Source organism: Gordonia bronchialis DSM 43247, assembly GCF_000024785.1.
In the GTDB taxonomy this organism is placed as follows: domain Bacteria; phylum Actinomycetota; class Actinomycetes; order Mycobacteriales; family Mycobacteriaceae; genus Gordonia; species Gordonia bronchialis.
In genome coordinates, this window is the sequence record NC_013441.1 from 695,283 (window position 1) to 709,781 (window position 14,499).

Here is a 14,499-nt window from a genome sequence, read left to right on the forward strand (position 1 = left end):
TTGCCGGGTCGGTCGAGCCCCGAAGTACTTGGTGACACAAGCACATTGGGCGATCACCGCCGGTTCTCATGCGGCGATGTCGTCGAGTCGCATGGTGCGCCGGTTGTAGGCGGGTAGTGGTCGGCGTCTCGGGTCGACGGTGGCGGGTGGGATGAGCCAGGGGTGTCGGTCATCGCCCATCACGACATCCCAGCCGTTGTGGTGGACGTCGGTGTGACACGACGGACAGAGCAGACATCCGTTGTCCAATACGGTTGTGCCTCCGTGGGAGTAGAACGTGATGTGGTGGGCGTGGGTCCAGCCGGCGGGTGCGCCGCATTTGATGCAGCACTGGTCCCGCACGATGAGTGCTTTGCGCAGTTTGGGTCCGAAGAGTCGGTCGTCTTGGCCGACGGCGAGGGGGACACGGTCGCCGTTGATGATGATGTCGGTGATGGTGGAGTCGCAGGCGAGCAGGCTGGTGGTGGCTCCGGAGATGGGGCCGGTGAAGGCGAGGACGCCGCGGCCGTCGGCGTCGGCGGGCATGGTCAGCAGCACGGTTTGGTGGGGTGCGCCGGGTAGGAGGCCGTGGTCGGCGGCGGTCATGGCGGCGTCGAGGATGCGTTCCAATGCCTCCGATTTGCGTCGCCCCACTGGGCGGGGGTCAGCAGAGCCGTCGGATTCGGGACGGGTGCGGCGAACGCGTCGATCAGGGTGTGCAGTTTCTCTCCGATGACGGCGTCGAGGTCACCGCGCACGATGGTGCGCCCATCCCCACCGGTTTTCGGTTCGTTGACGGTGACGGTGAAGTCGTTGATGGCACGATCCTCCGCGGCAGGCAACCCGACGTCGGAGGCGTCGGCGAGTTGATTGCCTAATGCGCGGGCGCGGTTGGTGATCTCCGAGGGGGTGGCACCGGAGAAGGTGTGGGCGAGCAGATCGGTCACCATACTTTGACGCTGCTCGTCGGACAGGGGTTGCCCGTTGCGGGAGCAGATGTGGGTCATCCCGCGGACCACCGCGTCGGCATGCTCGCCGGACACTGTGCCGTCGGCGGTGTGTCCGGCCAGCCGCGGCAGGGGCGTCAGGTTCCCGGCGACGCGTATCAACCGTGATGCGACGGCGGGGGCGCAGCCCATCACGATCAGTAGTTCGCGCATGGTGCGGCCCTGTTTCTTGGCGACGCCGAGTGTGGTCAGTCGCGTGACGAGCAGGGCGGCGTGGTGTTCGACGAGGTTGCGTAGCCGCAGCACCATCTGCAACGCGGTGTGGGCCTCGGGTCCGGTGGTGTCGTCCCAGGTGTGGTTGGCCAGGTGCTCGACCAGGTGTTCGATCTGCTTCATGCGTTCCACATTACTCGCACATGTGTTCGTGTCAAGGGATGTTTTTGCAGGTCAGAACCCATGAGCCTCAGCGGTGAACTGCAGTGAACCGTGGTGAACAGCAGCCCCACTCGTCACGCCGCAGATGTGGATGGAGGCCGTCGACTTCGAGACGCTCCATGCTCGTTGGTCGCAGGGCCTCCTCAGCCCGGCGGCGTGTGCTCCTCCTCGCGTCTCAGCAAGCGGGGTCTACCGTCGTCCCGCCCAGATCCTTGAGCAACTCCGCCGTCGTCAATGCCGCACCGCACGCCTCGTTGACGTACTTCACGGTGTGGCGATGCTCGGCAGCGGAGAAGTCGGCCACCGCGTCGGAGACGAGGAACGGGCGGATGTCGCGCATGAACGCGTCGGCGGCGGTCAGCATGCAGCCGATGTGGGCGTAGATCCCGGTGATGATGAGGTGGTCACGGCCCAGCTCCTGCATCGTCTGGCCGAGATCCGATCGCACGAAGGCCGAGTAGCGCCACTTCACCGTGTGCAGGTCGTCGGGCCGCGGCGCGAGCGGTGCGACGATGGCCGCCTCGTCGTCGGTCGCGATGCCGGTTCCCCACCGCTCGGTCAGCAGCCCGCGTACCTCGGGGTCCTGGCGCGGTGGTTGCGCCGAGTAGACGGTGGGGATCGAGAGCCGGTCGCAGGTGTCCCGGATCGCCCGGATGTTGGCGACCACATCGGGCAGCGGCGCCCCCTCGAAGGCGTCGACGAAATACGACTGCATGTCGTGGATCAGCAGGATCGAGCGCTGCGGGTCGGTGGACCAGCCGTCGCGCCGGGGCGGCAGGTCGGCGGGATCGGGGATCTCGTACGGCCGGATCGGAGGTATCGGCATCAGCGCATGGCCTCGGCGATGTCGTTCAGGATCAGCTCCACGCCGAGCGGTCCGGAGGCACTGGTCCACGGGACGCCGTCGACCGGATAGATGTGATTCGCCCGGGCCGCACCGAGAGCGGAGAAACCGGGGAGGTTCCTGGCGGCGGCGAGATCGCGTGCAGCCTGATCCTTGCCGGCGAGCGCGCCGAAGAAGATGTAGTCGGCGTCGATCAGGTCAAGATTCTCCAAGCTCACGTGCTGGCCGGATCGGTTCTGCGAGTTGATGGATTGCTGCGACGCCGGGCGCGTCATGCCGACCTGTTCGAGCGCCCAGGCCGACAGCGACGGTGCGCCGACCAGGGTGGGGCTACCGGCCGTCCAGCGCACGACGCTCGCCGTGAGCTGACGGTCGGCGGGCTTGCGGGCGGTGACGGCTGCGCGGGTGGTGGCGACCTGCTGATTGATCTGGGCGACCACGCGATCATGCTCGGTGGGACGGTTCAGCACATCGGCCATCGCCGCGAAGTACTTCTCCCAGCCGTCCGCATAGCGTCCCACGAGGACGGTCGGGGCGATCTTGGTGAGTTCGGCGATGGAGTTGCGGGCGCCCGTGGTGTCGTCGACGAGGATCAGGTCCGGGCGCAGCTTGAGGATCTGCTGGAGGTTGGGGCTACCCGACGACGCCACGATCGGGATGGTCGCCGCACGTTCCCCCAGGTAGGCCGGTGCCTTTTCCTGTCCGCGGGCGCTGGTGGTGCCGACGGGGGTGACGTCGAGTGCCAGGGCGCCGTCGAGGGAGATCTCGGACAGTGTCACGATCTTGGTCGGCTTCTCCGGGATCGCTACGGTTGCGCCGCTCGCGTCGCGGTATTCGCGTGTGGGCCCGGACTGTTCGAGGGAATCATCGCTCGAGCACGCCGTGACGACTGCGATGATCGCAACCGCCGCCAGCAGGGCTCCCAGCACGCGTCGCAGCGGCGCGGACAGTCCGCGCGGGAAAAGTCGGCTCTGGGACACTCTGCTCTGGGACATTCGGTCTCCTATCGGGGAGAAGGGTTGGAACGGACGGGGTTCGGAACGGCGGTGAGATCAGCGAGCAGCAGTGCCGCCCACCAGGCGTCGTCGTGACCGCCGGGGTAGAGGTGAAACGATGTGGGATGCCCGAGCGCCTCGACGGTCTCGGCGAGTCCGGCGACATTGGGTGCGAGTTCCTCCTCGAACTGCCCTGCTGCCAAACGGATCTCGGCGGAGGAGTCTGCTGCCTGCCGCAGCTGGTCGTGAATCCACCGCTGCGGATCACTCACCTGGGCCGGGCGCGATCGCAGCCCCGGACGCCACCAGACCGACGGCGAGTAGGCGAGCACCTCGTCGACGAGGCCGGGATGCCACGCGGCCAGGGTCAGCGCGGCCAATCCGCCGAGACTCTGTCCGGCAACCACGATTCGCGTTGGCGTGGTGGGCATCTCGTGGATAGAGCGGCCGACGAGCCCGGCGATCGCGTCGATGACCGGACGATTGCCGCCGAGTACCCGCAGCCGCTCCGAACTGTCCGCGGGCGAGTCGACGCCGATGACGGTGAAGGAACGTCCCGATCCGTCGTTCGCTGCGGTCAGCACCGCAGGAAGGTGATGGCGGTCGAACCACTTCTCGGCGTCGAAGACGAGCAGCAGGTCCGTCGGTGCGGGGGTGTCGGCTCCGACGATGCGGTACCGCAACACGGTGCCGTCGACGTCGAGGGCACCGGTCTGTATCTCGGCCACATGGCCGTCGGAACCTGTTGTGAACATGGACAAGTCGGGTGATCCGTCGGTGCGGAGCACCGATGCGAAGGATGATCCGGCGCGGACGAGAAGGTTGTGCGGATCGGGTCTGGCCTGCCGGACGATCTCGCGGGAGTACTCCACCCGCCCATCCCGGATGCCCGGGGACGACACGGTGAACGGGTAGATCCGATAGCCGGCCATGGTGCCGCGGGGCACGGTGAGCTCGGTCCACCAGATACTCGACCCGGGACGCCGCCGCATCACCCCGGCGTCGACGTGTCGCTTGTCGGTGAGCCGGTTGACCCACACATAGACACCATCGAGACGGTCCGCCGGGTCGGCGACCCAGAGGAACAGCGCCCGTTGATGATCGGGTCGGGCGGGATCGTCGGTGAGGATCGGCGTGCCGTGCGAATCGAGCAGAGCCGACACCTCACTCATGTCGACGGAACGGTCGTCGTCGACGATGAGGCGCCGAAAGTCGGTGGCGGAAAAGGTCACCGCACGACCTCGGCATCCGACCGGACGGCGGTGCCCCGGTTGAGTGCGTCGGCGATCATCGCCAGCGTGGCCGGCCGGATCATGCGTGGATGTGTTGTGGGAACATCGATCTGGCGGAGATCGCCGGTCAGGTGGGACGCCCATGCGCGGGGATCGAGGAAGTCTTCAGCGTCCTCGGCGGCGCGGAACAGCAGGATGTCACCGTCGACGACGGAGGTGCTGTGGGCGCGCATCAACGCCGCGAGATGCGTGACGACGTCGGCGATCGCCGCGATCTGTGAGGCCGACAAAGTCCCGAACGCGGTGTGTGCGACGCGCAGGGCGGCGAGGAGATCTCCGTCGGAATCCAGTGTGGTCTCGTCGATTCCGGCCATGATGAGGAAGGCGCGTCGGACTTCGGCGTCCGTCGGCGGTGGCTGGTTGCGCCACAGTTCACTCGGGTAGGCGTCGAGCAGGCACAGCTGACTCACCGTGCGACCGCGCGCCTGTGCCATGACGGCCATCTCGTGGGCGATCACCCCGCCGACCGACCATCCCAGCAGACGAATGGGGCCGTGCGGCACCACACGTTCCACCTCGGTGAGGTAGTTCTCGGCGATCTGCCGCAGACTGGTGGCCATCGGTTCACCGTGCAATCCGCGGGCCTGGAGCGCGAAGACGCCGCACTCGCGGTCGAGTTCGGCCAGTAGGCCGGTGTAGCACCAGCCCAGGCCACCGGCCGGGTGGATGCAGAACAGCGATGTGCCCGAACCGGATTCGCGCAAGGTGAGCAGCGTCCCGAACGGATCGACCGCGGTGTCACCGGTGAGGCGGCTGGCCAGCGCGGACACCGACGGCGCGGCAAAGATGTCCGAGACGGCGACCGACCGGTTGAGGGACTCGGAGATCCGCGCGGCGAGCCGGGCCGCGAGCAGCGAGTTGCCGCCGAGTTCGAAGAAACTGTCCGTGACCGACACCTCGGCATGCCCGATCACCTCGGCGAACACGGTGACCAGCGACATCTCCAGCGGATTGGTGGGGCTGTCGACCGTCGCGGATCCGAGGCGTGGTTCCGGGAGGCGGCGGCGATCCAGCTTGCCGTTGGACGTGACCGGCATGGCGTCGAGGATGACGATCGCGTCGGGCAGCATGTAACCCGGCAACCGACGCGCGAGACGGGCCCGGATGGTGAGTTCGTCGAGCACCTCGGGGCCGGAGAGGACCGTGTATCCGACCAGCAGGGCCGATTCGCCCGACCCGCGGACCACGACCTGCGCGTGCGCCACGCCGGAGAGCTGGCGAAGCGCGGTGGCGATCTCACCGAGTTCGATTCGGCGACCCCGGATCTTGACCTGATCGTCGACGCGGCCCACGTAGACGATGTTGCCGTCGGCGCGGCGCCGCACCAGATCGCCGGTGGCGTACATCCGTTCGCCCGCTCGGAACGGGTCGGCCACGAACCGGGTCGACGTCAATCCGCTGCGCCGCAGATATCCGCGGGCGAGTTGCGTTCCGGCGAGGTACAACTCGCCGATACAGCCGGTGGGCAGTGGGCGCAGGGCGTTGTCGAGGACGTAGACCGCGCTGTTGTGCACCGGCAGGCCGATGGGGACCGTGGTGTGATCCCACCCCGGGCCGGGAGCCCAGGCGGTGATGTCGACAGCCGCCTCGGTGGGCCCGTATAGATTGTGTACCTTGCCTTCGCCGAGGACCTCGATGGCGCGGGCGAGGGTGGCCGGCGGCAGCGCCTCACCGGAGCAGATCACCAACCGCAGTGTCGGTGTCGACGCGGCTGCGGGCTCGGCGAGGTACGCGGCGAAAGCCGACGGGACGAAGTGGCACACCGTGATCGCCTGCCGGGCGACGGTGGCCGCCAGTGCACCCGAGTCGCGTTCGGCCCCCGGGGCGGCGAGAACCAGTGTGGCGCCGGTGAGCAACGGCCAGAAGAACTCCCACACCGACACGTCGAAGGAGTAGGGGGTCTTCTGCAGCACACGATCCGCAGGGGTGAGGTGATAGGTGTCGTCCATCCAGCACAGACGGTTGACGATGCTGCGGTGCTCGATCACCACGCCCTTGGGACGACCCGTCGACCCGGACGTGAAGATGACGTAGACGGCGTCCTGCGGGCGAAGCGGGCGGTCGGAGGGCTCAATCACGGTGCGGTGCTCGATCATCCCCGCCGACAGCCTGCCGTGCCGCCACACGTCGGAGGTGTCGTCCGTCGCCGTCACGATCACCACCGGTGCGGCGTCGTCGAGGATCGAGGTGATGCGGTCGGCCGGCAGGTCGGGATCGATCGGCAGGTAGGCGCCGCCGGCCAGGATGGTCGCGAGTATCGCGACGACGGTCTCCGGGGATCGGCTCAGTCGCAGGGCCACGATCTCACCGGGACCGGCGCCCCGGCCCCGCAGGTGCTGGGCCAGGTCGGCGGCAGCCGCGAAAAGCTCACGGTAGGTGAGGGTTCCGTCATCCCAGACCAGCGCGGTCCGGTCGGTGTGGGTGGTGGCCGCACCGGTCAGCAAGTCGGCCAGGGTGGCGTCGGGCACCGGATGCGCGGTGGCGTTGTGGGTGACGATCTGTTCGCTGCGGTCGTCGGCGTCGGCCACCGGCAGCGCACCCAACGGCGTCGACGGCTCCCGGGTGGTCACCGCGTCCAGCAGCGCGGTCAACCGGTCGGCATGGCGTTCGGCGTCGGCCGCGGTGTAGCGCCGCGGATTGGTTTCGACCTCCAGGATCAGCCCGCCGTCGGGTTGCGGCGACGCCGTGACGGTCACATCGTCCACCGGGCCCATCGCGATGTTGGTGACGGTGCCCACCGCGGAACCGAAATGCAGTTCGGGAGTGAAGAACTTGACGTTGACGACGGGCCCGTACAGTGCGTGATCGGCGTCGAGGGCGCCCAGGTCGCGTCGCAGTTGATCGGCGCGATAGCGGCTGTGCGGGCGTACCTCCCGGATTTCGGTGGTCACCGACGTCATCAGATCGTCGATCGAGTCGGTGGGCCGGATACGCAGGTGCAGCGGCAGGATGTTCACCTGTGGTTCGACGGCCGGCCGGGCACCCAGCTTCCGATTGGCCCACGGCATTCCGAGGATCACATCGTTCTCGGCGGACAACGTGGAGGTGTACATGGCGACGGCCCCGGTCACCGATTCGGCCCAGCCGTAGCGCATCTCGGCGCGTCCGGTGAGCCGTCGGGTGGTGCGATGTGCGCGGTCCCGGGCAGGCTCATGCGGGGCGTCGGCGAGGCTCGGCGGATGATCGTCGTCTTCGCAACGGTCCCGCCAGAACTCGGCGTCGCCGTCGACCTCGACCTCGGGTGCTTCCGGGGTGAACGGACTGTCCGGGCGCGGCCCGCCGTCGACTGCCGCGGTGTAGGACGCGGCCACCCAGCGCAGCAGGGCCGCAAACGAGTAACCGTCGATGCACAGGTGATGAATCCGTTGCACCCAGATGTGATGGGTGGGCGACACCCGGATCAGGCATTGATCACTCAGCGTGGCACCGTCGATGACCTCGGCGCCCGATGTCTGCCCGGCACCGGGGACGCCGCCGGCCATCAGATCGTCGACGATCCGCGCGATCTCGTCGGCGTCCGAGGACTCGACTCGCCTCAGTTCATGCAGGCGGGAATCGGGCCTCCGGTACGGTCCGTCCGGTCCGGCGGAATAGCAGGCGTTGAGAGCCGGGATCGCCGCCAGCGCCGAGGCTAGTACCTCGGCGAACAGGGTGGCGTCGAAGTCGCCACGGATGTCGATGCGCTCGGCACATTGGTAGACCACCGAATGCGGGACCTGCTGCTGGCCGAACCACATGGCGGCCTGCGCAGCGGAGAGCGCTGTTGCGTCGGGGTGCTGTGGCATTGGTGCGATACGTGGCCTCACTACTCGGAGGTGATCGAGCGCGGTGGTCTCCACCGGTGGCAACCACTTAGGGTACCCAGACTATAGACTCGCTCGCGTGACTGGATATCCGCCTGACTTCGCTCGGCGTTACCGCGAGCGTGGTTACTGGATAGGGCAGACCCACACCGCGCTCCTCGAATCGGCTGCGGACGCCCACCCCGACCGGGTTGCGGTGATCGACGATCGCCGGACGCTGACCTACCGGCAACTCCTCGACTCGTCCCGTTCCCTGGCGCACGGATTCACCGGGCTCGGCCTGGACCCCGGCGCGCGTGTCGTGGTGCAGATGCCGAATGTCGGCGAGTACCTCGAGGTGGTGTTCGCCCTGTTCGACGCCGGTCTGATCCCGGTGTTCGCACTCGCCTCGCACGGCCGCGCCGAGATCGATGACCTGGTGACCCGCGCCGAAGCGTCGGCATATGTGACCGTCGACGCCTTCTCGGCCACGCGGTACGCCGACATCGCTGCGGCGATCCAGACCGCCCATCAGAGTGTCGCGGTCGTGGTCGCCCCGCTCGGTGGTTCCGACTCGCCGCTCCCGGACGGTGTTATCGGCCTCGACGACCTCCGTACCGGCACCGCCGGCAGCACGGGACGGTCGTCGAGTCCGGCCGACATCGCGTTCTTGCAGCTCTCCGGCGGGACGACGGGCGTGCCGAAGCTCATCGGCCGTACCCACGACGACTACCTTTATTCGGTCCGGGAGAGCGCCCGGATCAGCGGATTGTCGCCCGAATCGGTGTTCGGGGTGGTCCTGCCGGTCTCGCACAACTTCACGATGAGCTCACCGGGTGTGCTCGGCGCGATCCACGCCGGCGCGAGGATCGTCATGGTGGGTTCACCCGACGCCGGCACCGTCTTCGGTGCTGTTGCGAGGCATCGGATCACCCATCTGTCCGCGGTGCCGCCGCTGGTGGCCGCCTGGCTGGACTCGCCGGCGCGCACCGCACACGACGTGTCGTCGTTGCAGGTCCTCCAGGTCGGCGGGGCCAAGCTGTCGCGGGCGTTGGCCGAGCGGGTGCCCGACGCATTCGGCGTGTGTCTGCAGCAGGTCTTCGGGATGGCCGAGGGACTGGTGAACTACACCCGGCTCGACGACGACGCGGAGACCATCGTCGACACGCAGGGGCGCCCGATCAGTCCCGACGACGAGATCCGGGTGGTGGGGCCCGACGGTGGCGAGGTTCCCGACGGTAGCGCGGGGGCGTTGCAGACCCGTGGGCCGTACACCATCCGGAACTATTGGGGCGGAGTGTCGCCCGAGTCGTTCACCCCCGACGGCTTCTACATCACCGGCGACATCGTGGTGCGGGATGCGCGCGGCTACCTACGGGTCGTCGGCCGCGACAAGGACCAGATCAACCGGGCCGGCGAGAAGATCGCGCCCGAGGAGGTGGAGAACCATCTGCTGAGCCACCCGGCGGTGCGGGACGCGTCGGTGGTGGGCGTCCCCGACGACCGGCTCGGTGAACACATCCGTGCCTACGTCATCCCCGCGTCGAGCGCCGGACAGGAATTGCCCGACGAGGTGGGTATCCGCGGGTATCTCCGCGAACGCGGGCTGGCCGCGTTCAAGATCCCCGACGAGATCCTGGTGGTCGACGAGTTCCCGACGACGCCCGTGGGCAAGGTGAGCAAGAACGCGCAACGCGCCGACACTTCCGCGCCCGCACCGGACGCGGGTGTCGACCGGGACACCATTCTGGCCGACGTCGCAGAGAAACTCGGACTCGGCCCCGCCGCACTTTCGGGCACAATCCCGTTGGCCGACACCGGGATCGACTCGCTGGCACTGATGGCGTTGCTGGACAAGTGGCGGGCGCAGGGCGCGGCGGGCCTCGACTTCGAGGAACTCGCGACCGCGGAGACCGTCGACGACCTGATCGCGGGAGTACTCGCGGCCCATGCCCGACGTGGCAGCTGAGGCGACGCGCCGGCGCGCCGCGACCAACGCGCTGTGGTGGTGTGTGCTGGCGCTCGGCGTGGTGGCGCTGGCCTGGGCGAGTCTGTTCGTAGGAGCGCGACCGGTGTCGGCGTCCGACGTGTGGGATGCGGTCTTCGACTACGCCGGCAAGTGGGATCAGGAGGTGGTCACCGGATATCGGGTTCCGCGAGCGTTGCTGGCGATCGTGGTGGGCGCCGCACTCGGGGTCGCCGGCTCGCTGATCCAGCGGCTGATGCGAAACCCGCTGGGAGATCCGCAGATCCTGGGCGTCAACGCCGGTGCCTCGCTCGCGGTGGCCGTCGCGGTGGGTTTCTTCGGGATGACCAGCGTCTGGGGATACGTGTGGTTCGCCTTCGCCGGGGCCGTGGTCGCGATGGCCGTCGTGTACGGGCTGGGGACCGCGGGCCGCGGGCCGATGACCCCGGTGCGGGTGACCATGGCGGGAATCGCGGTGACCGCCGTGTTCACCGGCGCGGTGCGCGGCATCGCCCTGGTCAAGCCGGATGCCTTTGATGCGCTGCGCAACTGGGAGGTCGGCTCACTCGTCGGGCGGGACACCACGGTACTGGCCGCGGTCACCCCGTTCGTCGTCGTCGGAATCGTCCTGGCGCTCGGCCTGTCCCGGTCGCTCGACGCCATCGCCATGGGCGACGACCTCGCGGTGGCCATGGGTGTGCGGGTGCCGCGGGTTCGCACGCTCTCGCTGCTGGCGATCACCCTGCTGTGCGGTGCGGCGACCGCGGCCGCCGGGCCGATCGGATTCGTGGGATTGATGGTCCCGCACGCCATCCGGATGCTCCTCGGGGTCGGTGGCTGGTGGCTCACCGCGTTCTCGATGCTCGGTGGTGCGGCGCTCGTCCTGGTCTCTGACATCGTCGGCCGGGTCATCGTGCGGCCCGACGAGGTGCCCGTCGGCATCGTGACCGCCTTTGTGGGAGCACCGATCCTGATCCTGCTGGTCCGCCGACTGTCGGTCGGGACGCGATGAGCGGGCACATCGACTCATCCCCGACGCCGGCGGAGAGCATCGACTTCGGGCGGGCGACGCTGCGGTGGCGCTGGCGCGGGTACTCGCTACGCACCGACCGGCGGGCGTTCGTGGTGGCCACCGCGCTGGCGATCATCACCGTCGTCACGACGGTGATCGCGCTGGGCGCAGGGGATTACACCGTGTCACCGCTCGACGTGATCCGGGCCGCCTTCGGCGCCGGCGACCCGGCCGCACAACTCGCGATCCGCGAGTGGCAGGCACCGCGGGTGGTGGCAGCACTCGCCTTCGGCGCGGCACTGGCGTTGTCCGGGGCCATCTTTCAGCTGCTGACCCGCAACCCGTTGGGCAGCCCGGACATCATCGGCTTCGGCGTCGGCTCCTACACCGGCGCCCTGGTGGTGTCGGTGGTGCTGTCCGGGACGTATCTGATGACCGCGGCCGGGGCGCTGGCCGGCGGGCTGCTGACCGCGGTGGTGGTGTACGCGTTGGCGTTCCGGCAGGGGGTGAGCGGTTTTCGGCTGGTCATCATCGGTGTCGCGATCAGCGCCATGCTGTCGGCCGCCAACTATTGGCTGATCCTGCGTGCCGAACTCACCGACGCCATGAATGCCGCCCAGTGGGGCGCAGGCAATCTGAGCACTGTCACCTGGGATCTGCTCACCCCGGCGCTCGCCGTGATCGCGGTGCTCATCGTCGGCGTGGCGATGCTGGCGCGCCGAAATCCGATCCTCGAACTCGGGCCCGATCTCGGGCAGACGCTGGGTGCGCAGACCCGTGCTGTGCAGATCCTGCTCCCAACGCTGGGGGTGGCTTTGACCGCAGCGGCGACAGCGGTGGCCGGGCCGATCGCGTTCATCGCGTTGTCGTCACCACACATCGCGCGCCGGCTCGTCGGAGGTGGACAGACCCCGCTGGCCGCCACCGCGCTCACCGGGTCGTCGTTGTTGTTGATCAGCGATCTCATTGCGGCCCGCGCCTTCTCGCCGAAGGTGCTGCCGGTCGGTGTGGTGACTGTGTGCCTGGGCGGCTGCTATCTGTGCTACCTGTTGTATCGCGAATTGAGGCAGGACCGATGACGACGATCACCTCCCGACTCGGCGCCGACGGGGTCACCCTGGCCTACGGTGGTGCGCCGATCTCCCGAGACCTCACCGTGCAGATCCCGGACAACGAGTTCACGGTGATCATCGGCCCCAACGCATGCGGGAAATCGACTCTGCTGCGGGCGTTGTCGCGGCTGCTGGCGCCCACGGCCGGGACGATCATCCTCGACGGCAAGGCCATCGGTGACTACCCAGCGAAGGACGTCGCCCGGCGACTGGCCCTGCTGCCGCAGTCGTCGATTCCGCCCGAGGACATCCGGGTGGCCGAACTGGTCTCGCGCGGACGGTACCCGCATCAGCGATTTCTCCGGCAGTGGTCGCACGCCGACGAGGAGGCGGTGGCCGCGGCGATGGCCGCCACCGGCGTCGAACACCTGGCCGGCGAACGAGTGGACCGGCTCTCCGGTGGTCAACGCCAGCGTGTCTGGGTGGCGCTCGTACTCGCGCAGGACACGCCGCTCGTGCTGCTCGACGAGCCGACCACGTTCCTCGACATTGCTTTTCAGGTAGAGCTCCTCGACCTCTGCCGTGACCTCAACCGGGATCGCGGCCGCACCGTGGTGGCGGTTCTGCACGACCTCAATCAGGCATGCCGGTACGCCGATCACATCATCGCGATGAACAAGGGACAGATCGTGGCGGCCGGACCACCCGCCGAGATCGTCACGGAGACCCTGGTGGAAGAGGTCTTCGGGCTGCGCTGCCAGATCATCGACGACCCGCAGTCACATACGCCGCTGATCGTTCCGCGGGTGGCGGCCGGTTTCGGCGGTGGGCGGTGACGTACGCGGCGGGCACGGCACCGATCCTCGCCACCGTCCCGGCGGGCAGCGCCATCAGCGACATCGTGGTGGACCCGAAGGACGGAACGGTGTATGGGACACAGCATCAGAGCGGCAAGCTCACCGTGCTCAGGCTGATGCGCCGCTGATCTCGGCGATGGCCGTGCGGGCCATCTCGGCGAGGTAATGCGCGCCGCGGGTGAGGATCTCGTCGTTGAAGTCGTAGGTCGGGTTGTGCACCGGCCCGGCCTCGTCGGTGACCGGTCCGTTCCCGATGAACCCGTAGGCGCCCGGGATACGCTCCAGATAGAAGGAGAAGTCCTCGGCGGCAAGCAGTCCCGCGCAGTTGGCGTCGACGTGATCGCGGCCGGCGACACCGATGGCCGCGCGGGCGGCCCGCTCCGCACGGTCGGGGTCGTTGACGGTGCACGGGTAGCGGTGCACGAAGTCCAGCTCGACGTCGACGCCGTGCACATCGGCTGTCGCCGTACAGATGCGCCGGATCTGGTTCTCGATACGTTCGCGGGAGTCCGCGTCGAGACAACGAGCGGTGCCGAGCAGCTCCGCGCGCGTCGGCAACACGTTGTTGGTGGTTCCCGCGTGGAACGCGGTGATGGAAACCACCGCGGGCACAAGGGGATCGAGACGACGCGCGACGATGGTCTGCACCTGCGTCACGAGGTAGGCGCCCGCCGCGACCACATCACCGGTCCGGTCCGGGGCCATCGCGTGTCCGCCCTCGGCGGTGATGGTGATGGTGATGTCGTCGAAGGAGGCGAGGATGGTGCCCGGCCGGATCGCGAAATCCCCGGCCGGAATGCCGGGAATGTTGTGGATTCCGTAGATCTCCTGAATGCCGAACCGCTCGAGGAGTCCGTCGTCGAGCATGGCCGGCGCTCCGGCGGCCCCCTCTTCGGCGGGCTGAAAGACGAGGACCACGGTACCGGCGAGATCGTCGCGTGCACTGAGGAGTTGGGCCGCACCGAGCAGCATGGCGACGTGGCCGTCGTGCCCGCACGCGTGCATGACGCCGTCGTTTCGCGAGCGGTACGGCAGATCGCGCACCTCGGTGATCGGCAGGGCATCCATGTCGGCGCGCAGGCCGACGATCGGGCCGCCGGATCCGCCCCGGATGACACCGACGACCCCGGTGCCGCCCACACCCGTGGTCACCTCGATGTTGAGCTCTCGCAACCGGTCGGCGACCACCGCTGCGGTGCGGGTTTCGGCGAAGGCGAGTTCGGGGTGCGCGTGCAGATCGCGGCGGATGTCGCGCAGGTGGGTCAGATCAGGGGTCGTCGGGGTGGCCACCTGCTGGACGGTATCAGCCCGTTCGGTTCCGCACGCTGGTTGAGCTCA

10 protein-coding genes and 1 pseudogene are annotated in these 14,499 nt (G+C 68.4%); 5 read left to right on the forward strand and 6 right to left on the reverse strand.

Annotated elements, in window-relative coordinates:
* Positions 1-66: 66 nt before the first annotated feature.
* The 5 genes and pseudogenes from GBRO_RS03140 to GBRO_RS03160 form a co-directional block, all read right to left on the reverse strand.
* Positions 67-1,322, reverse strand: a pseudogene (locus GBRO_RS03140) (DUF222 domain-containing protein).
* A gap of 214 nt (positions 1,323-1,536) precedes the next feature.
* The gene (locus GBRO_RS03145) at positions 1,537-2,187 is read right to left on the reverse strand and encodes an isochorismatase family protein (protein WP_012832552.1); all 651 of its coding nucleotides are present in this window, start codon (positions 2,185-2,187) and stop codon (positions 1,537-1,539) included.
* Entirely contained in the window at positions 2,187-3,200 is a 1,014-nt protein-coding gene (locus GBRO_RS03150; RefSeq protein ID WP_012832553.1) for an ABC transporter substrate-binding protein, read from the reverse strand. Before GBRO_RS03150 ends, GBRO_RS03145 begins: the two co-directional genes overlap by 1 nt.
* Positions 3,201-3,208: 8 nt before the next feature.
* A complete protein-coding gene (locus tag GBRO_RS03155) occupies positions 3,209-4,432 on the reverse strand; it encodes an alpha/beta hydrolase (RefSeq protein ID WP_012832554.1) in 1,224 nt (407 codons plus the stop codon).
* A complete protein-coding gene (locus GBRO_RS03160) occupies positions 4,429-8,277 on the reverse strand; it encodes a non-ribosomal peptide synthetase (RefSeq protein WP_012832555.1) in 3,849 nt (1,282 codons plus the stop codon). Before GBRO_RS03160 ends, GBRO_RS03155 begins: the two co-directional genes overlap by 4 nt.
* 97 nt (positions 8,278-8,374) lie before the next feature.
* Between GBRO_RS03160 and GBRO_RS03165 the strand changes: the two genes are divergently transcribed.
* The 5 genes from GBRO_RS03165 to GBRO_RS26210 are packed head-to-tail and all read left to right on the forward strand — an operon-like array spanning position 8,375 to position 13,289.
* Positions 8,375-10,243 (forward strand): AMP-binding protein, encoded by a 1,869-nt coding sequence (locus tag GBRO_RS03165; protein ID WP_041919697.1) that lies wholly within the window; start codon positions 8,375-8,377, stop codon positions 10,241-10,243.
* Positions 10,224-11,252, forward strand: coding sequence for a FecCD family ABC transporter permease (locus GBRO_RS03170; RefSeq protein WP_012832557.1), 1,029 nt, complete (start codon positions 10,224-10,226; stop codon positions 11,250-11,252). Before GBRO_RS03165 ends, GBRO_RS03170 begins: the two co-directional genes overlap by 20 nt.
* Positions 11,249-12,331, forward strand: a complete 1,083-nt coding sequence (locus GBRO_RS03175) for a FecCD family ABC transporter permease (RefSeq protein ID WP_012832558.1) — start codon at positions 11,249-11,251, stop codon at positions 12,329-12,331. Before GBRO_RS03170 ends, GBRO_RS03175 begins: the two co-directional genes overlap by 4 nt.
* On the forward strand, positions 12,328-13,140 hold the full coding sequence (locus GBRO_RS03180; RefSeq protein ID WP_012832559.1) for an ABC transporter ATP-binding protein: 813 nt from the start codon (positions 12,328-12,330) through the stop codon (positions 13,138-13,140). Before GBRO_RS03175 ends, GBRO_RS03180 begins: the two co-directional genes overlap by 4 nt.
* Positions 13,137-13,289 carry a hypothetical protein gene (locus GBRO_RS26210; RefSeq protein WP_012832560.1) on the forward strand — a complete coding sequence of 51 codons (153 nt, stop codon included), beginning with the start codon at positions 13,137-13,139 and terminating at the stop codon, positions 13,287-13,289. Before GBRO_RS03180 ends, GBRO_RS26210 begins: the two co-directional genes overlap by 4 nt.
* On the opposite strand, the gene GBRO_RS03185 is transcribed toward GBRO_RS26210, so the two are convergent.
* Positions 13,270-14,451, reverse strand: a complete 1,182-nt coding sequence (locus GBRO_RS03185; protein WP_012832561.1) for an amidohydrolase — start codon at positions 14,449-14,451, stop codon at positions 13,270-13,272. The two genes, GBRO_RS26210 and GBRO_RS03185, sit on opposite strands and share 20 nt — an antisense overlap.
* Between the last annotated feature and the right edge of the window lie 48 nt (positions 14,452-14,499).